Raw genomic sequence first — 18,095 nt, 5'->3', positions numbered from 1 at the left:
TTTAAAATGAAACTTTTGCAAGTTGCCTAGTCTTTGTTTACTTCATACAATATAAGAAGGTTCTAAAAAGAACAGTAATCAGGTTAATGGCAGCTGAACGACAGGTATTTAAAGAGTAACGTTAGCGAGAATGCTTGTTAGCACTCCAGTACTGCTGCTTATACTGGCCCGTGCTTATCTGTATAAAGAAAATGGGGGTTCACAATTGAAGAGGGCAAGTATTGTGCGTGAAAAAAAATATTATGAATTAGTGGAACAATTAAAAGACAGAACACAAGACGTAACATTTTCAGCTACAAAAGCACTAAGTCTTCTTATGCTGTTCAGCAGATATTTGGTCAATTACACCAATGTCGAATCAGTAAATGACATTAATGAGGAATGCGCCAAACATTATTTTAACTACTTAATGAAAAACCATAAGCGATTAGGAATTAATCTGACAGATATAAAAAGGTCGATGCATCTAATCAGCGGGTTATTGGATGTGGATGTAAACCACTATTTAAAGGATTTTTCACTATCGAATGTCACGCTGTGGATGACGCAAGAGAGATAAACTCTCCTGAGGATATCCAAGCCATTTAATATTTGATAGAATATGAGTAACATGTTTGGCTTGAGGCGGTGAGAGAGAGTGTCTGTTCAATGGGGAATTGAACTGTTAAAAAGCGCGGGCTTGTTCTTCTTACACCCGCTTTTCTGGTTTTTTATCATCATAACCCTGGCTTTCGGCTATGTAAGAATCAAACGGGAACGAAAAACCTTTCATACAAGAATAGCAGATATTTATGATGATCTGAAATTTACATATACAAAGGGACTGATTCCAGGTCTTCTTTTGTCAGTTATTTTAGGTGGACTCGGAATATCGATTCCTCTCGGTTTACTTGCGATTATTGCCGTTATCACTGCAGCGGCAGCGTTCACTCTTCGCGCAAACTGGATGTCTGCTGCATATATCGTCAGTGTGAGTATGCTGATAGGTTTTGGACTGCAAATATATCAGGCGGAGCCCTTTCTAGAGAGATTTCCGCAAGGATTTGCAGTTGTTTGGCCGGCTGTGGCTGTGTTTCTAGGTTTGCTGATTATCACTGAAGGAGCGGTTGCTTATCGTTCTGCGCATGTGAGAACATCACCGGCACTTGTCGTAAGCAGCCGCGGTTTGCCGATCGGACAGCAGCTGGCAAACCGGGTTTGGCTTTTGCCGCTGTTCCTTCTCGTGCCCGGCAATGGTTTAGAATCGCACCTTAGCTGGTGGCCCGTGTTTACTGTTCCCGGCGGCTCATTTCATTTTCTATGGATTCCTTACTTTGTCGGATTTGGACAAAGGGTACAGGGATCGCTGCCTGAAACGAGTATAAGGATCACAGCGAAACGCGTTTGTATTCTCGGTCTTGCCGTCGCAGTTCTCGGTGCAGCGAGCTTACTGTGGACGCCGCTTGCGGGTGCAGCGGTCTGTACTGCTTTGTTAGGGCGCATTTTTTTGTCCATAAAGCAAAGAGTGAATGATAACGCGGCTCCGTTTTATTTCTCGAAAAGGGATCAGGGCTTAATGGTGCTTGGGATTATCCCCAATACGCCGGCTGAGGATCTGGAATTGAAAATCGGGGAAATCATAACGAAAGTCAATGGCATACCGGTTAAGAACGTTTCTGATTTCTATGAAGCGCTTCAGCATAACCGTGCATATGTAAAGCTTGAAATTATCGGTTTGAATGGAGAAATCCGTTTTGACCAGCGAGCTTCTTATGAAGGAGAACATCATGAATTGGGCATCCTCTTCGTAAAGGATGACCGTGAAGACGAAGCAGCCGCTTCTGGATCATAAAAGGCAGCCCGGCACCGCAGGAAGATGCGATGCCGGGCTGTTTTGCGTTACGCTGAGTTTTTTTCTATCCGTGCCGTTTCATCAGATTTGATGCCCAATGAAACAAAAACGCCGATGATGGATACAGCAAAGAGAATCATAAATAGGATGTGATATCCCGAAATCAGGCCAATTAAGGCTGATGAAATGATGCTTCCGAAATAACGGAAGGTCGAGAAAATCCCAGATGCCACTCCTGACATACCGGGGTCTACTGTGGCAAGGGATGAAACCTGCATGCTGGTCAGACCGACTCCGGAAGCGAGCCCGCCAAGGATAAGAGAGAGCATGAGGAACAAGACAGAATGCGAGCTGCTTAACAGCAAAAATAATAGATTCGCACCAGCCATCATGGCAAATGAAAGAAAAATGATTTTTTTGGCTCCCCATTTGTGATGGAGCTGCGCGCCCACCCAGTTGCTGGCTGACATGAAGATCGAAAATACAGAAAGCGCCATCCCGCTGTTAGATGTATTAAGCCCAAATTGGTTCGTCATAAATAACGGCATAATCAATAAGACGGCATACATCATCAAATTGCTTAACAAGACTGATAAATTCGCATTTGTAAAGGTTGAGCTTTTAAACAGTGCAAAGTCAATGATAGGGTGCTTGGTACGTTTTTCTCTTCTGAAAAAAAGCGGAACAAAAAGAAGTATCAATACACTGTATACCGCATATCCCCATGGAGCCTCATTTTTCGTCAGCAGGATAATGGAAACGATGCTGCCTGCAAGCAAGAGAGAGCCGATGATATCCAGCGGCGCGTCAGATTTATTTTCTTTATATTGAGGAAACATCGTTAATGCCGTAAATAAAGCAATAGCGAGGAACGGGATGTTGACCCAAAAAATCGAATGCCAGCTGAAGCTGTCAATCAGTATAGAGCCGATAAAAGGCCCGAGTGCTGCACCAAGTCCCGCACCCAGTCCGAAAAATCCAAACACTTTCGGTAGGCGTTTTTCAGAAACAACATGCCGGATAATGGCAATGCTGTTTGGCGTAAGCAATGCCCCGCCGACAGCCTGCAATGCCCGAAAAACAATTAACAGGAGCAGACTCGGTGAAAGGGCGCAGCCTAGAGATGCGATTAGAAAAAGGCCGACTCCCCATAAGTACATTGTTTTATTGCCGTACATGTCACCGAGCTTTCCTGCAATCGGCTGTGTGACTGCCATCACGATTAAATAAACGGTAACCACCCAAGTGATGCTTGCGATGGACTCGTTATACGTATGGGAAATAGATGAGAGCGCGACCGCGATCATCGTTGAATTAATGGGAGCCAGAATGGCCCCCAATAATAGCGAGACGATCAGCGCCCATTCTTTTCTTGAGCTCATTGGGATCCTCCTTTTTATTATGCCAAGGAGTTAATCAGCAGAAATTCCTTTGACAAATAGAGCTGTGCTGTGCTCCAGCATTTTTTCCTGGGGCATTGATATGACCCGGTCTCCTAAGTGGAGACGGTGAATGAAATAACCGAAGATAATCGACATGAACACGTCGGCATGCTCCGCTTCATTTCCTGTCTGAATAACCCCTTTCTCACCCATTGTTTTGAGATAATCAACCAATAGCTGTTTCATAGATTGGGGATATTCAGTGACGTGGTTAATGACATCCTGAAACATGGCCGGTTCACGAAAGCTGATTTTAATGATATCTTTTCTATGTTCGAGCTCCTCCAAGAGACAGGTTCCGATATGAAGCAGGTCTTTGTACAAATCCCCTTCTGTTTGTTCCAAAATGCTGCCTCTGTTTGAAGAATGCTGAGAAAGCAAAGCCTCAACTAGTCCTTGTTTGTTTTTAAAGTTCCTGAAAATCGTCGCTTCACTTACATTTGCTTTTTCTGCAATTTCTTTTGTAGTTGTTGCGCGATATCCTTTTTTGACGAGCAGCTGCATGGCAGCGTCAAGGATTCTCTTGTTTGTCGGTCTCAATACGTTTCACCTCACGAGTATACTGGCAGGACAAGTATACACCCGCCCCGCTTGTATAAGAAAGAGGGGGACGCATCAGGACCGGCTGACAACTGTGATTTTGCCGCTGCTTCCGTCAACAGTGATGATGTCACCGTCTCGCAGTCTTTCGGTTGCCGTGCGTGTGCCGAGAACGGCTGGAATGCCGTATTCACGGGCAATAATCGCAGCGTGAGACAAAATGCCGCCTGTGTCTGTAATAATCGCTTTGGCGTCTTGAAACAGGCTGGTCCATAGCGGTGTGGTCATCTTGCAAACGAGTACGTCCCCAGGCGCGAATTGAGAAAATTCATTGGCGTCCCGAATGATTTTCACCGGACCTGTCGCAATGCCGCTTGATGCCGCAATGCCAAAAATATGATTCTCTGTGTTTTTTTCATCCTCTATCACAGCGCCGACAATTTCTTCAGCTGCTTTGAGCTGTTCTTTTGTCGGGGTGCCGAGGTAGGCAGGGGCTTGGGCCAGCTCATACTCATGAAAAATCTGTCTGCGTTTTTCAGCCTTTTCTTGCAGGGATACAGGGTGAAGAAGCGCTTGTTCCACTTCGTCGTCATATAAAAACCAAAGGTCCTCACGATCTTGAATGACACCGTTTTCCGCCAGCAATTCACCTATCTTCAGCAGAAAGATTCTCGCCTTGGCATCCAGCATGGCGTCAATATAAAAGTGGTGATCATCTTTTATATTTGCAGAGTTCAGTGTCCATTGATAATAGCGGTCAAATTCGGTGCGCAAACCGGGATCTTCTATGCTTTCCAAGAATTCATTGTATAATTTCTCTCGTTTTTCTTTCGTTTTCTGAAATTCATTGTCAAAATGATAGCCATTACGGACATAATTTTGAATATTAGCCAGAGCGAAATACGGATTTTCCACCCAGATTTGTTCAATCAGATCATGACTTTTAACAGATCTCCATCCGTATTCTTGCAAGAATTCATGGACGTTCTTCAGGAAGTGTCTCCCCTCATCTGTTTGTTCCAATTTCTCCTGGAGCTGTTCAGGCTTGTTGTTTTCAAAAATGGTCAGAAGGTTCGGGTTCTCCTGAACTTCCATAGAAAATAGCCATAAGCAACGGTCCGTTTCCAGTGATTTGTTCATTTTTCCTGTCAGCATCTCGTAAAAATGAGCGTTTTCGGACTCTCCTTGAATGTCCTGATACATCGCTTGCAGTTTGTTTGTTAAAAGGATTTGCGGGAAAACGATATTAAAGTGCTCTTCATAAGCCGTGAGATAAAAGGCCTTTAGTTTTTGAAAAGCTTCCAGTGCGCTTTCTGCGGTATGCTCAGTTTGTGCGAGCTGGTCCAGTGTCCGGTAAAAAGGGAGGTATGTGTGATTGATGATGTCATACATATGCTCCGATAAAATCGGGAAAAGCTCTTTGCCACAGTCTTCAGAAGGAGGCTGCTGTCCGCCTTGGTTTTTGGAATAAATATGTCCGCGATAAAGTTTTACTTCATCAACAACTACACCAATCGGAAACTTTTGCATGCTCTTCTTCAAGCCATATTCCAATGCCGGCACGATGAAGGATGAAAATAACGGACTCACCGGACCTTCAATATTAGACTCCATGTTAAGCCAGAAATCATTCATATCAGTGTCGGTAATCATGAAGCTGCGTTTTTCTTCTGCCGCTTTTTTGTCCTGATCAATGGTTGTAATCGGGCGAGCTTGCAGAAGGTATATTTGATGATCAGCAATTCCAAATTCTATATCAACAGGATATCCGTACAGGTCTTCGGTTTTTTTTGTGATTTCAGCCAATTCAATCACTTGTTCATCTGTAAGGCAAAAACGGCTGCGCATGTCTTCACTCGTTTCTTTTTCAGCAATTCCTTCTGCCGCAGACTCCATGTAGATTTCCTTTGCACCTATTTCTTTCTGAATCTCAAACGAAGATTTATTAACAATGAACGTGTCTGGGGTAACACTTCCTGAAACAACAGCTTCACCCAACCCGTAGCTGGCGCTGATTAAAAGCTCTCTATCATCATGGGTAACAGGGTTGCGGCTGAAGATAACACCTGACATTTCTGAATCGATCAGCCCCTGAACGACTATTCCCATTAACGGCTCTGCGATTTGATTGTTCATTTTTTTCTTATAGCTGCTGACCCGCCCAGAAAAAAATGAGGCCCAGCATTCTTTCACTTTAGCCAGAAACTCTTCCTCTGTTTTGATATTTAAGTAGGTTTCATATTGACCCGCGAATGAGGCGCCTTCTAAATCTTCCGAAGCAGACGAAGAACGCACGGCTACGGATCGATATGATTCTCTAAGCTTATAAAAGGAACTAGTCAGCTCATCTTTCAGCTCATCCGAAAATGTTCCGGAAATGATCCCGCCTTCGACGTTTTCACTAGTCTCTTGAAGCTGGTTGTCCTCCATAAAACGTGCGAGCGCATTCGTTTGAATAATAAACCCGTCCGGAACAGGAAGACCGTGTTTGGTCAATTTAATCAAATTCATTCCTTTTGCTCCAGCCAGTTGGCTGGACTCTTCTGCCTGGCGAAATAAAACAGAATACATATTTGAAACCCCTCTTTTCTTCATTCATTTTGTTTTTCTCTCTAGTCTTATTATTGCGGAGCCTGTGTTTTAAAAAATGATAGTAAACACTATCATTCAATTGTAGGTTTTCAGGAAAATGCTGTCAAACGCAGAAAGTCCTAAATAAAATGAATAGTTAAGTTAGTTAGATTATCATGAAAAATGCGGCCGTACTGGTACTGTATGCCTATTTTCTTTTATTCTCGGAATCTGGCGGCGGACTTGATGATGTAATAAAAAAAGTGCCGCTGATTAGAACAGCGGCACCATGGAATAAGTTTTGACCGGCACCAAAATGCAAATATGGTGATTGATTTTGGCTGAAAAGGGGTATGGTGTAGTAGAGGGAGCGAATGCACGATTGTCCGATTCTTCATTTTTTACTATAATCAGATCAGATGAAGAATCCCTGAGGAGGGTTTTTGTTGATTACAAAAGCCGTTTTTGCATTGTTTTTCCCTTTTATGCTTGTTGTTCTATTTACTAGAGTCACCTTTAATCATTATGTGGCGATCGCTTTAACAGCTGCATTGCTGTTTGCCTCTTATTTAAAAGGCTATACAGAAACGTATTTTATTGTAGGATTGGATGTTGTGTCTCTTGTGGCTGGCGGACTGTATATGGCCAAAAAAGCTGCAGAGAAAAAAGAAGAATAAATCGGACATAATGAATATAAAGACCGAATACCTGCTTTTACGTTTTAAAAGCAGGTTTTTTATACACAAAAACAGCTGGAAATAAAAAACCACCGAACTTTAGTTCGTATTTTTAGTGATTTTGCTTTCCATTGTGTTACTATATCTATAGGAAGATTTCGTTAAAGAAACGGAGGCTTATTTTTGTGAAAGATCGCTTTGAGTTAGTCTCGAAATATCAGCCCCAGGGAGATCAGCCGAAAGCCATTGAAAAGCTTGTGAAAGGAATTCAGGAGGGCAAGAAGCATCAGACTCTGCTGGGTGCAACAGGAACTGGGAAAACATTTACGGTGTCTAATTTGATTAAAGAAGTCAATAAGCCGACTCTCGTGATTGCCCATAACAAAACCCTTGCTGGACAGCTTTACAGTGAGTTCAAGGAATTTTTTCCGAACAATGCTGTCGAGTATTTTGTCAGCTACTATGATTATTATCAGCCGGAGGCGTATGTGCCTCAAACGGATACATTTATAGAGAAAGACGCTAGTATTAATGATGAAATTGATAAACTGAGACACTCCGCCACATCAGCTTTGTTTGAGCGCAGAGATGTCATTATTATTGCGAGTGTGTCTTGTATATACGGCCTCGGTTCGCCTGAGGAATACCGGGAAATGGTCGTGTCACTGCGGACTGAAATGGAAATTGAGCGCAACGAGCTGCTCAGAAAACTTGTAGACATCCAATATGCCCGCAACGATATCGACTTTCAGCGCGGTACATTTCGTGTGCGCGGGGATGTAGTGGAAATCTTTCCGGCATCCCGTGATGAGCATTGTGTCAGAGTTGAATTTTTCGGTGACGAAATCGAACGGATTCGGGAAGTGGATGCGCTGACAGGAGAAATTCTCGGCGACCGAGATCATGTTGCGATTTTCCCGGCATCCCACTTCGTAACGCGGGCCGAGAAAATGGAGAAGGCGATTCAAAATATCGAGAAGGAGCTTGAGGAGCAGCTAAAGGTCATGCATGAAAACGGAAAGCTCCTTGAAGCGCAGCGTTTAGAACAGCGGACAAGATATGATCTTGAAATGATGCGTGAAATGGGTTTCTGCTCCGGCATCGAGAACTATTCAAGACATTTGACGCTGCGGCCTCCAGGTTCAACGCCGTATACGCTTCTTGATTATTTCCCAGACGATTTTATGATCGTGGTGGATGAGTCGCATGTGACAATTCCTCAGGTGCGCGGCATGTTTAACGGAGACCAGGCGCGGAAACAGGTGCTCGTGGATCACGGCTTCCGGCTTCCATCAGCGCTTGATAACCGTCCGCTTCGTTTTGAGGAATTTGAAAAGCATATGCACAATATCGTGTATGTATCAGCAACACCAGGGCCGTACGAGATTGAACATACAGATGAAATGGTTGAACAGATCATTCGTCCGACGGGGCTTCTTGACCCGCTTATTGACGTCCGTCCAATCGAAGGTCAGATTGACGACTTGATCGGCGAAATTCAAGCTAGAATCGAGCGGAATGAACGGGTGCTTGTGACAACTTTGACGAAGAAGATGTCAGAGGATCTGACCGATTATTTAAAGGAAATCGGCATTAAAGTAAACTATCTGCATTCTGAGATCAAGACGCTTGAACGGATTGAAATTATCCGCGACCTGCGCCTTGGCAAGTACGATGTGCTTGTCGGCATCAACCTGCTAAGGGAAGGTTTGGACATTCCCGAAGTATCCCTTGTTGCGATTTTGGATGCGGATAAGGAAGGTTTCCTTCGTTCGGAGCGGTCGCTGATCCAGACCATCGGACGGGCAGCGAGAAATGCGGAAGGCCGCGTCATTATGTACGCCGATAAAATAACGAAGTCTATGGAAATTGCGATTAATGAAACAAAACGCCGCCGCGAGCAGCAGGAGCGGTTTAACGAAGAGCACGGCATTACGCCGAAAACGATAAATAAAGAAATTCGCGATGTCATTCGTGCCACAGTAGCAGCTGAGGATAAAGCGGAATACAAAACAAAAGCCGCGCCGAAGCTGTCGAAAATGACGAAGAAAGAACGCCAGAAAGTCGTTGAACAGATGGAGCATGAAATGAAGGAAGCCGCCAAGGCGCTTGACTTTGAAAGAGCCGCGGAGCTTCGCGATTTACTTTTAGAGCTAAAAGCGGAAGGATGATGAACAAATGGCTATGGATCGGATAGAGGTGAAGGGAGCCAGGGCGCATAACCTGAAAAATATAGATGTAACGATTCCGAGAGATCAGCTTGTCGTTGTCACGGGTTTGTCCGGATCAGGTAAATCCTCCCTTGCCTTTGACACGATATATGCTGAAGGACAGAGACGGTATGTCGAGTCGCTGTCTGCTTATGCCCGCCAGTTTTTAGGGCAAATGGATAAGCCTGATGTGGATGCAATTGAGGGGCTCTCTCCCGCCATCAGCATTGATCAGAAAACAACGAGCCGCAATCCGAGGTCTACTGTCGGTACGGTAACTGAGATTTATGATTATCTGCGTCTTTTATATGCGAGAGTAGGGAAGCCTCATTGTCCGGAGCACGGAATTGAGATTACATCCCAGACCATCGAGCAAATGGTGGACAGAATTCTGGAATACCCGGAACGGACGAAGCTTCAGGTGCTGGCGCCGATTGTCTCGGGCCGAAAAGGCGCTCATGTCAAAGTGCTTGAACAGATTAGGAAACAAGGCTATGTCAGAGTCAGAATTGACGGCGAGATGGCTGAGCTTTCCGACGATATCGAATTAGAAAAGAACAAGAAGCATTCTATTGAGGTAGTCATTGACCGGATTGTCGTGAAAGAAGGCGTGGCAGCCCGGCTGTCAGATTCATTGGAAACGGCGCTTCGTTTAGGTGAAGGACGGGTTATGATCGATGTCATCGGTGAGGAAGAGCTGATGTTCAGCGAGCATCATGCCTGTCCGCACTGCGGATTTTCAATTGGTGAGCTTGAGCCGCGTCTGTTTTCGTTTAACAGTCCGTTCGGGGCGTGTCCGACGTGTGACGGTCTCGGAATGAAGCTTGAAGTGGATGCCGATCTTGTCATCCCCAATCAAGATTTGTCATTGAAGGAGAATGCGGTCGCCCCTTGGACACCGATCAGCTCACAATATTATCCTCAGCTGCTTGAGGCAGTCTGCACCCACTACGGGATTGATATGGATGTGCCGGTCAAAGATTTGCCGAAGCATCAACTGGATAAAGTGCTGTACGGCAGCGGGGATGACCTGATTTATTTCCGATATGAAAATGATTTTGGACAAATACGCGAAGGTGAAATTCAATTTGAAGGCGTATTGCGCAACATTGAAAGACGCTATAAGGAGACAGGCTCTGATTTCATCCGTGAGCAAATGGAGCAGTATATGTCTCAGAAATCTTGTCCGACGTGCAAAGGCTATCGGTTAAAGAAAGAGGCGCTTGCCGTACTGATTGACGGCCGCCACATTGGAAAAATTACCGAGCTGTCTGTCGCCGACGCACTTGCCTTCTTTAAAGACCTTACCCTTTCTGAGAAGGATATGCAGATCGCCAATTTGATTTTGCGCGAAATTGTGGAGCGCTTAAGCTTTCTGGACAAAGTCGGCCTCGATTACCTGACATTGAGCAGGGCAGCGGGTACATTGTCCGGGGGAGAGGCGCAGCGCATCAGGCTGGCGACTCAAATTGGCTCGCGCTTATCCGGTGTGCTTTATATTTTAGATGAGCCGTCTATCGGTCTGCATCAGCGTGATAACGACCGCTTGATCAGCGCTCTGAAAAATATGAGAGAACTCGGGAACACGCTGATTGTTGTCGAACATGATGAGGACACGATGATGGCAGCAGATTATTTAATAGATATTGGACCGGGAGCCGGCATTCACGGCGGACAGGTGATATCTGCGGGTACACCGGAAGAAGTGATGGAAGATCCAAACTCATTAACGGGCAGCTATTTATCAGGGAAAAAGTTTATCCCATTACCTCCTGAAAGAAGAAAGCCGGACGGACGTTACATTGAAATTAAAGGTGCTTCAGAAAACAACCTGAAAAAAGTGAATGCCAAGTTCCCGCTTGGGACGTTTACAGCAGTTACAGGTGTTTCCGGTTCAGGAAAGAGTACACTCGTTAATGAAATTTTGCATAAGGCGCTGGCGCAAAAGCTTCATAAAGCGAAAGCGAAGCCCGGCAGCCATAAAGAGATTAAAGGTTTGGATCATTTAGATAAAGTCATTGACATTGACCAGGCGCCAATCGGAAGAACGCCGAGATCCAACCCTGCGACATACACCGGTGTATTTGATGACATTCGTGATGTATTCGCGCAGACAAATGAAGCGAAGGTCCGCGGCTATAAAAAAGGCCGTTTCAGCTTCAACGTGAAGGGCGGACGATGTGAAGCCTGCCGCGGAGACGGGATTATTAAAATTGAAATGCACTTCCTTCCTGACGTATACGTTCCATGCGAGGTGTGTCACGGCAAACGCTATAACCGTGAAACGCTTGAAGTGACGTACAAAGGAAAAAGCATCTCTGATGTGCTTGATATGACGGTTGAAGATGCTCTTTCTTTCTTTGAAAATATCCCGAAAATCAAACGCAAGCTCCAAACCCTTTATGATGTTGGTTTAGGTTATATTACGCTCGGCCAGCCGGCGACGACCTTGTCAGGCGGAGAAGCGCAGCGCGTGAAGCTCGCGTCAGAGCTGCACAAACGCTCAACCGGACGCACGCTCTACATTTTAGATGAGCCGACGACAGGTTTGCATGTCGACGATATCGCCAGGCTTCTTGTCGTGCTGCAACGGTTGGTAGACAACGGAGACACTGTACTGGTTATTGAGCACAACCTTGATATCATTAAGACGGCCGATTACATTGTGGATTTGGGACCGGAAGGCGGAGCCGGGGGCGGAACCATTGTCGCGTCAGGAACGCCTGAGGAAATCACTGAAGTGGAAGAATCGTATACAGGCCGTTATTTGAAGCCTGTTATCGAACGTGACAAAACACGCATGAAATCGCTCTTGAAAGCGAAAGAAACAGCTACATCTTAAAACCCTCTGTTAAGAGGGGACAGCTTGTCAGCAAGTCCATCCTTGGGCTTAGCAGGCAAGCTTTTTCTTTACGGCATAATAGGTTTAGAATCGTCTTTGGGTAAAATTTCTTTGGGAAAACGCCTAAACATTTACAAATTGCTGTCGATATATGAATTGAAAGGCGAATGATGATTTCCAAATTAAGCAGACAAACCCTATTAAGGGGCTTAAAGGCATCCTTAAGCAATAACTGAATCTACATAGGTTAGAAGCTTTATTGGAATCTGATACGCCAGAAATCAAAGAAAAGGAAGTCTTTGATTTCAAAAACATATACACATGGAGGTATTTTTCACATGAGAATCAACCACAATATTGCAGCGCTTAACACACTAAACCGTTTGTCTTCAAACAACAGTGCGAGCTCAAAAAACATGGAGAAACTTTCTTCTGGTCTTCGCATCAACCGTGCGGGAGATGACGCAGCGGGTCTTGCGATTTCTGAAAAAATGAGAGGACAAATCAGAGGTCTTGAAATGGCTTCTAAAAACTCTCAAGACGGAATCTCTCTTATCCAAACAGCTGAGGGTGCATTGACTGAAACTCATGCCATCCTTCAACGTATGCGTGAACTTACTGTTCAAGCAGGAAACACAGGTACACAGCAAGATGAAGATCTTGGTGCGATTAAAGATGAAATGGATGCGCTTATTGAGGAAGTTGACGGTATTTCAAATCGTACTCAATTCAACGGAAAGCAATTGTTAGATGGAACTGAAACTAATGGTTTCACATTCCAAATTGGTGCGAATGCTGGTCAACAGCTTAACGTTAAAATTGATAGCATGGCAGCAAAAGACTTAGGTAGTGATACTGTTAAATTGAATACTCTTGATGTAACAAAATTTGATACTACTTCTTTTGATGATCAGCTTAAAGGCATTGATGCAGCCATCAATCAAGTTTCTACTCAACGTGCTAAACTTGGTGCGGTACAAAACCGTCTAGAGCACACAATCAACAACTTAAGCGCTTCTGGTGAAAACCTGACAGCTGCTGAGTCCCGTATCCGTGACGTTGACATGGCGAAAGAAATGAGCGAGTTCACAAAGAACAACATTCTTTCTCAAGCTTCTCAAGCGATGCTTGCTCAAGCAAACCAACAGCCGCAAAACGTGCTTCAATTGTTACGTTAATTTTGAACGGCTATCTCTTTCTGATAGTTACAGCTTGCCGACAGAGTCCATTAACTGGATGTGCCGGCAGGCTTTTTTTGTTACAATCATTTTGTGACAGCCAGGGAATCACTTGTTTTTTCAAAACAAAAAAGGCAAGATATTGTCATCTAACCTTTAACTTTGTTTCAGTTATAATGAATGATATGTTTTCCGCAATTACAAAGTCTTCTTATACAGCTGCTTACTTACACTCATTAAATCTTGAACAATATGCGTGTTGCTGCTGTCGAGCAGCACTTTTATATATTGGATATCGTGAGAGATCGGGAAGGGTCCGTGAATCTGCTCAAGCTCGGCGATCATTTCACGATTCATTCTTTTTTGTTCATGAATCAGCTTTAACACTGATTCTTGTGTTACTGTATAGTCACTGGGATCTTTCTCCATTGCTTGTCCAGCCTCCTTGGTTGCCGTAAGCTTTTTACATATTGTAATCGGTATAGCCGGAAGATTCTACTTCTAAAACTTTTTAAAATCCAATTTCCGTAAATCGGAGCATGTCTAAAGAATGAATTTGAAACCTGAAGAGATTTTAAACGTATAAATAAGTAAAACGTCCCTGATCTTTTGTCATGGACAATTCACAATAGGAGTGTGGAATGAATTGAACCGTAATCAAGCTATTATTGCATCACTTTGTTATTTCAGTGTGTTCATTGCGCCAATCATTGTGCCGATTGTCGCATATTTTGTTGTAAATGAGAAAGAAACAAAACGCCATGCGATACGCTCTCTTATTTCTCACATTGTTCCGTTTGTCGGCTGGCTGTTCCTTTTTATTGCTTTACTTGGCGGAGCCGTTGCGATTGATGGAGACAGCTTGCTTCCTGTATTTGTAATCATCGGGGGAGCGGTTATTTATTTCTTAGTTGTCATTGGCATTATCATTTGGAATGTGATTCAGGGCATTAAGGTCCTGCGTGCAGCATAAGTAGACAATGGGGAGGAGATCGTAATGAAGCAAGAAAAGGAACGAATCCTTAAGCTTGTTGAGGAAGGAAAGCTTACAGCACAAGAAGCTTTGACACTGATTGAAAAGCTTGACAGCGACTACAAGGAAAAAGAAGAGAAAATCACAGCGCTCTCAGTTCACGTTCATGACGAGGAAGAGCCATTTACAACGGCAAAAAAAGAAAGCGGCAAACCGTCTTTAGGAGCCAAGCTGTTTGACTGGATTGATTCTGCTGTGAAAAAGGTCAAGGAAGTTGACCTTGATTTAAACTTTGGCCATGCGTATGATGTTCAGCACATTTTTCAATTTAAAGATACTGACTTTTCCAGTGTTGAGCTGCAAATTGCCAATGGCAGCGTAAATATCGTCCCTTGGGAAGATGACGATATCAGAGCGGAATGCCAGGCGAAGGTATATCGCGCTGACAGCCAGGATGCGGCGAGACACGCATTTCTTCAGCATATTGAATGTGAAATCAAAGGTAATAAGTTTTTTATCCGTACTGAGAAAAAGACGATGAAAACGAATGTCACTTTGTATATTCCTCAGAAGGAGTATGATAAGATTCGGGTGAAGCTGTTTAACGGTCCGGTCAGAGGGGAACATTTACATGTAAAAGAGTTCTCAGCGAAAACGACAAACGGCGTGCTGTCGTTCTCGTATTTAACAGCCGAAAAAGCCATAGCTGAAACGGCCAACGGGCAAATTAAGCTCGCAAGCCACAGCTGCGGTACGATAGAAGCGGAAACCATTAACGGATTGATCGATCTCCGAGGGAAAAGCGAATCCATTGACGTTCAAAGCTTTAACGGAAATATTGCGATTAACGTAACAGAATCAGACTGCCGCTCCATTTATGCAAAAACAACGACTGGAAATGTAGAGCTTGCAATTCCGGACGATCTGGCAGTGAAGGCGGAACTCAAAAGCAATCTGGGTTCGCTGTCCCATGAATTAATGGATGTTGAGATGCTGAAGGAAAAAAATGATACCATTCAAAAAGAAATGATGTTCACTTCAAATCAGGCACATGATCAAAACATCACCGTCTTCTCAGAATCACTAACAGGCGCCATCAAACTAAAGTACTCACAGAGGTGATCGAATGAATAAGCTTTATCGCTCAGAAAAAAATAAGAAAATCGCCGGTGTTATCGGAGGTCTCGCGGAATATTTCAATTGGGACGCATCACTCCTCAGAGTCATAACTGTCATCTTAGCCATTATGACAAGTGTCTTCCCGGTTTTGCTCATTTATATCATTTGGATTTTTATCGTCCCGTCAGAAAGGGATATGAAATGACATGGTAAAATGGGCAGTCAGCATTTTAGTCAATGCATTGTTATTAATCGTCATTGATGGATATATTGACTCCATCCATATCAGCAGCATTGGGGCAGCGATTATCGCCAGCCTCATTTTATCGATCTTAAACGTGCTGATTAAACCGCTTTTAATTATCTTTACACTGCCGGTCACCATGGTGACGCTTGGGCTCTTCTTGTTTGTGATTAACGCCATCACGCTTATGATGACCGCATCCATTATGGGTGACAGCTTTCAAATCGACGGCTTCGGCACAGCGATATGGGCATCCGTTATCCTGTCGGTCTTCCATTTGCTAATTCAAAAAGGCATTTTAGAGCCGCTTAGAAAAAAATAAAAAAAGCTGCCCGCAAAGGCAGCTTTTTTACATGTGGTGCTTTTTTTGTTTCGTGCGCTTCTGCGGCGAAAACATTGGCGGAAGAAGGCAAAAGCTCAATGCGGCAAATCCAAGGCCTAGGAGGCTAAAGGACATGGCAGACGGCATCATTGTGAGCAAGTAGGCAGATACCATCGGACCTGCTGCCATGCCTGTATATCGGATAAAGTTAAACATTCCGATTGCACTCCCTCTGTTGTGCTCAAATTCATTAGTAATCATTGTAGAGTACAAGGGAGGAATAACCCCCATCGAGATGCCAAACAGTGCCAGCGTCAGAGCCATGAGAACGAGAGAAACGGAATGTGTAACAGCAAATAAAATGATGCTGCAGGCGGCAATCACATTGCTTCCGATAAACAAGGTGTGCAGCCCGATTTTTGCCTGTATTCTTTTAAACAGAAACGTACCTGCAATCGTGCTCAGCGCCAGCGGCAAATATAACAGTCCTGCTATACCCACATCTATATGGTAATGCTCTGTCAGCAATATTGGGAGGTAGACAATTACTGCAAAATAAATGAAAAAGAGAACAAAACTTAAAGTCAAAATGACGTTCCCTGTTCGATTTGTAAATATTGATTTATAATGAGCGAACACATTGCCTTTGGCTTGCTGCATAGATTCAGTTGGAGAATCTTTAGGAAAGGTGATGCTGTTTGTCACCAGCAAAACGATCGAGATGGCCGCAAGTATCCAAAAAATCCCTTCGTATCCGGCTGCTCCGCCTATGAATCCTCCTAGAACTGGGGCAATAGCCGGTGCGACAGACAGGAGCATTTGATACGTTCCCATTGCACTCCCGCGTTCATTGCCTGTAAACAGCTGTCCGATCGTTGTGGCAGCAATAAGAGGCAGTGCTGCGGAACCGGCTGCCTGTATCATTCTGAATATCAGAAACAAAGTAAAGTCAGTAGTCACCGCACAGCCGATGCTGGCTGCTGCCGTTGCCAGAATACCGGTAATCAAGACGATCCGAGCGCCTTTAAAATCAATGATCGCTCCTAATATAATTTGCATTATTGCTGTCACAATCATAAAAACTGAGACTGACAGGTTCACCATAGCTGTGGAAACATGGAATGATTCTTTAATGATCGGAAGAATAGGTGAATAAATGTTCTGGCTTAAAGATGCAAAAAATGCACTGAAGCAAACAGTGTATAAGATCAATACTGCCTTTGATTTTGTATGAGCCAAAGTGTACACCGCCTTTTTGTTTACTTTACAGGTTTGTCCGGAGTCCCATCGGTTTGTTCTGCTTCAAGTGTTGACGTCAACTGCTCTAGAAACTTCAATACAGCCTTTTGTTCTTCTTGTGAAAATGAATCAAGGAATTGGTAAAAAGCCAGCTCCTTTTTTTTATGCAGTTTCTCATGTAAGTCGAAAATCCGTCTGCCTTTACGGGTTAATTTAAAATAAACTTCTTTTTTGTTATCTGTCAGCTGATAGCTGTTAATGAATTCTTCCTTGATCAGTTTTGTGCTGATTTTCGTTACATTCGCTTTCGATAAGTTCATTTTTCTGGCAATTCCGGCATTATTAATGGGTTCATGCTGGCCGATACAGTCAATGACATGTATGCTTGTCATGTTTTTAGGGATATCAATCACATCCTCTTCTGCGGCCTCCTTAAAAAATTGCTGAAGTGAAGTATTCGCTTTTTGTTCATTAAGGTGCAGCAGTCTCACGTATATGTCGTATATCATCTGTTTTGTCAAATCAGACATAGGCTACCTTCTTTCTTAGTAATAATAGTTTACGATGAAACAATAAAACAAATCGTTTACTGGTGAACAATTTCATTTTATCTTTTCTTGTTTTCGTTGTCAATTGTTGGTGTTTAGACTATTTGTTGATCTGTCATGCTGAATATGCGTGTAAAAAGTGTGTGGAAAATGTGATGTTTACATTTATTTTCAAATATTTGGGCGCAGATCATATTGACGTTTGGAAGGAAAAGGGATAAAATGACTAATGTTTACTAGTAAACATTTATCATGATATGTGAAATGGAAATAGTTATTAAAATTTTAAAAAACATTTGGAAACTTTAAGTGCTGCCTGCCATTCGTCTTGTTCAGTTGTTCTAGCTATTCCATCTTGT

At 43.6% G+C, this 18,095-nt stretch carries 16 protein-coding genes; 10 read left to right on the top strand and 6 right to left on the bottom strand.

Annotated features, from left to right (window positions below):
- Positions 1–205 precede the first annotated feature (205 nt).
- Both swrA and minJ read left to right on the top strand, forming a co-directional pair.
- Positions 206–559: a swarming motility protein SwrAA gene (gene swrA / locus MHI44_RS08415; RefSeq protein WP_015251121.1), complete on the top strand. Its 354-nt coding sequence runs from the start codon at positions 206–208 to the stop codon at positions 557–559.
- A 78-nt stretch (positions 560–637) separates the two neighbouring features.
- Positions 638–1,831, top strand: a complete 1,194-nt coding sequence (gene minJ, locus MHI44_RS08410; protein WP_003228042.1) for a cell division topological determinant MinJ — start codon at positions 638–640, stop codon at positions 1,829–1,831.
- A gap of 47 nt (positions 1,832–1,878) precedes the next feature.
- On the opposite strand, the gene MHI44_RS08405 is transcribed toward minJ, so the two are convergent.
- From MHI44_RS08405 to MHI44_RS08395, 3 genes are all read right to left on the bottom strand, one after another.
- The gene (locus MHI44_RS08405) at positions 1,879–3,213 is read right to left on the bottom strand and encodes an MFS transporter (RefSeq protein WP_032726943.1); all 1,335 of its coding nucleotides are present in this window, start codon (positions 3,211–3,213) and stop codon (positions 1,879–1,881) included.
- A gap of 30 nt (positions 3,214–3,243) precedes the next feature.
- The gene (locus MHI44_RS08400; protein WP_003244088.1) at positions 3,244–3,813 is read right to left on the bottom strand and encodes a TetR/AcrR family transcriptional regulator; all 570 of its coding nucleotides are present in this window, start codon (positions 3,811–3,813) and stop codon (positions 3,244–3,246) included.
- 75 nt (positions 3,814–3,888) lie between these two features.
- On the bottom strand, positions 3,889–6,384 hold the full coding sequence (locus tag MHI44_RS08395; protein WP_181217479.1) for a PEP/pyruvate-binding domain-containing protein: 2,496 nt from the start codon (positions 6,382–6,384) through the stop codon (positions 3,889–3,891).
- A gap of 446 nt (positions 6,385–6,830) precedes the next feature.
- Here MHI44_RS08395 and MHI44_RS08390 point away from each other — a divergent pair, with 446 nt between their 5' ends.
- From MHI44_RS08390 to hag, 4 genes are all read left to right on the top strand, one after another.
- Positions 6,831–7,061, top strand: a complete 231-nt coding sequence (locus MHI44_RS08390; RefSeq protein ID WP_003228053.1) for a CsbA family protein — start codon at positions 6,831–6,833, stop codon at positions 7,059–7,061.
- A 185-nt stretch (positions 7,062–7,246) separates the two neighbouring features.
- Positions 7,247–9,232, top strand: coding sequence for an excinuclease ABC subunit UvrB (gene uvrB, locus MHI44_RS08385; protein ID WP_003243787.1), 1,986 nt, complete (start codon positions 7,247–7,249; stop codon positions 9,230–9,232).
- A gap of 7 nt (positions 9,233–9,239) precedes the next feature.
- A complete protein-coding gene (gene uvrA / locus MHI44_RS08380; RefSeq protein ID WP_080529851.1) occupies positions 9,240–12,113 on the top strand; it encodes an excinuclease ABC subunit UvrA in 2,874 nt (957 codons plus the stop codon).
- Positions 12,114–12,451: 338 nt separating this feature from the next.
- Positions 12,452–13,291, top strand: a complete 840-nt coding sequence (gene hag / locus MHI44_RS08375) for a flagellin Hag (protein ID WP_050258599.1) — start codon at positions 12,452–12,454, stop codon at positions 13,289–13,291.
- A gap of 198 nt (positions 13,292–13,489) precedes the next feature.
- Here hag and MHI44_RS08370 read toward each other — a convergent pair whose 3' ends face one another.
- On the bottom strand, positions 13,490–13,720 hold the full coding sequence (locus MHI44_RS08370; protein ID WP_003235419.1) for a hypothetical protein: 231 nt from the start codon (positions 13,718–13,720) through the stop codon (positions 13,490–13,492).
- Positions 13,721–13,937: 217 nt separating this feature from the next.
- Here MHI44_RS08370 and yvlA point away from each other — a divergent pair, with 217 nt between their 5' ends.
- Genes yvlA through MHI44_RS08350 form a run of 4 tightly spaced genes read left to right on the top strand, consistent with a single transcriptional unit; the run spans position 13,938 to position 15,949 of the window.
- On the top strand, positions 13,938–14,264 hold the full coding sequence (gene yvlA, locus MHI44_RS08365) for a protein YvlA (RefSeq protein WP_003244375.1): 327 nt from the start codon (positions 13,938–13,940) through the stop codon (positions 14,262–14,264).
- Positions 14,265–14,288: 24 nt separating this feature from the next.
- Positions 14,289–15,386 (top strand): DUF4097 domain-containing protein, encoded by a 1,098-nt coding sequence (locus MHI44_RS08360; protein WP_163131435.1) that lies wholly within the window; start codon positions 14,289–14,291, stop codon positions 15,384–15,386.
- A gap of 4 nt (positions 15,387–15,390) precedes the next feature.
- Positions 15,391–15,588, top strand: coding sequence for a PspC domain-containing protein (locus tag MHI44_RS08355; RefSeq protein WP_015384763.1), 198 nt, complete (start codon positions 15,391–15,393; stop codon positions 15,586–15,588).
- 1 nt (position 15,589) lies between these two features.
- Positions 15,590–15,949: a phage holin family protein gene (locus tag MHI44_RS08350; RefSeq protein ID WP_003228066.1), complete on the top strand. Its 360-nt coding sequence runs from the start codon at positions 15,590–15,592 to the stop codon at positions 15,947–15,949.
- Positions 15,950–15,976: 27 nt separating this feature from the next.
- Here the strand turns inward: MHI44_RS08350 and MHI44_RS08345 are convergent, their stop codons facing one another.
- Complete coding sequence (locus tag MHI44_RS08345; protein ID WP_003228068.1) at positions 15,977–17,188, bottom strand: MFS transporter; 1,212 nt, start codon at positions 17,186–17,188, stop codon at positions 15,977–15,979.
- A 20-nt stretch (positions 17,189–17,208) separates the two neighbouring features.
- Positions 17,209–17,718, bottom strand: coding sequence for a pulcherriminic acid biosynthesis transcriptional regulator PchR (gene pchR, locus MHI44_RS08340; RefSeq protein WP_029318331.1), 510 nt, complete (start codon positions 17,716–17,718; stop codon positions 17,209–17,211).
- Positions 17,719–18,095: the final 377 nt, after the last annotated feature.

Origin of the sequence: Bacillus sp. FSL K6-1366 (assembly GCF_037976695.1) — a bacterium.
In the GTDB taxonomy this organism is placed as follows: domain Bacteria; phylum Bacillota; class Bacilli; order Bacillales; family Bacillaceae; genus Bacillus; species Bacillus subtilis.
This window is presented reverse-complemented; position numbering and strand designations above follow the sequence as displayed.

What these genes read in the sequence shown, in the direction of transcription:
- MHI44_RS08405 (WP_032726943.1), bottom strand. Translation starts at nt 3,213, where the DNA reads ATGAGCTCAAGAAAAGAATGGGCGCTGATCGTCTCGCTATTATTGGGG.
- MHI44_RS08395 (WP_181217479.1), bottom strand. Translation starts at nt 6,384, where the DNA reads ATGTATTCTGTTTTATTTCGCCAGGCAGAAGAGTCCAGCCAACTGGCT.
- uvrA (WP_080529851.1), top strand. Translation starts at nt 9,240, where the DNA reads ATGGCTATGGATCGGATAGAGGTGAAGGGAGCCAGGGCGCATAACCTG.
- hag (WP_050258599.1), top strand. Translation starts at nt 12,452, where the DNA reads ATGAGAATCAACCACAATATTGCAGCGCTTAACACACTAAACCGTTTG.
- MHI44_RS08370 (WP_003235419.1), bottom strand. Translation starts at nt 13,720, where the DNA reads ATGGAGAAAGATCCCAGTGACTATACAGTAACACAAGAATCAGTGTTA.
- MHI44_RS08360 (WP_163131435.1), top strand. Translation starts at nt 14,289, where the DNA reads ATGAAGCAAGAAAAGGAACGAATCCTTAAGCTTGTTGAGGAAGGAAAG.
- MHI44_RS08355 (WP_015384763.1), top strand. Translation starts at nt 15,391, where the DNA reads ATGAATAAGCTTTATCGCTCAGAAAAAAATAAGAAAATCGCCGGTGTT.
- MHI44_RS08350 (WP_003228066.1), top strand. Translation starts at nt 15,590, where the DNA reads ATGGTAAAATGGGCAGTCAGCATTTTAGTCAATGCATTGTTATTAATC.
- pchR (WP_029318331.1), bottom strand. Translation starts at nt 17,718, where the DNA reads ATGTCTGATTTGACAAAACAGATGATATACGACATATACGTGAGACTG.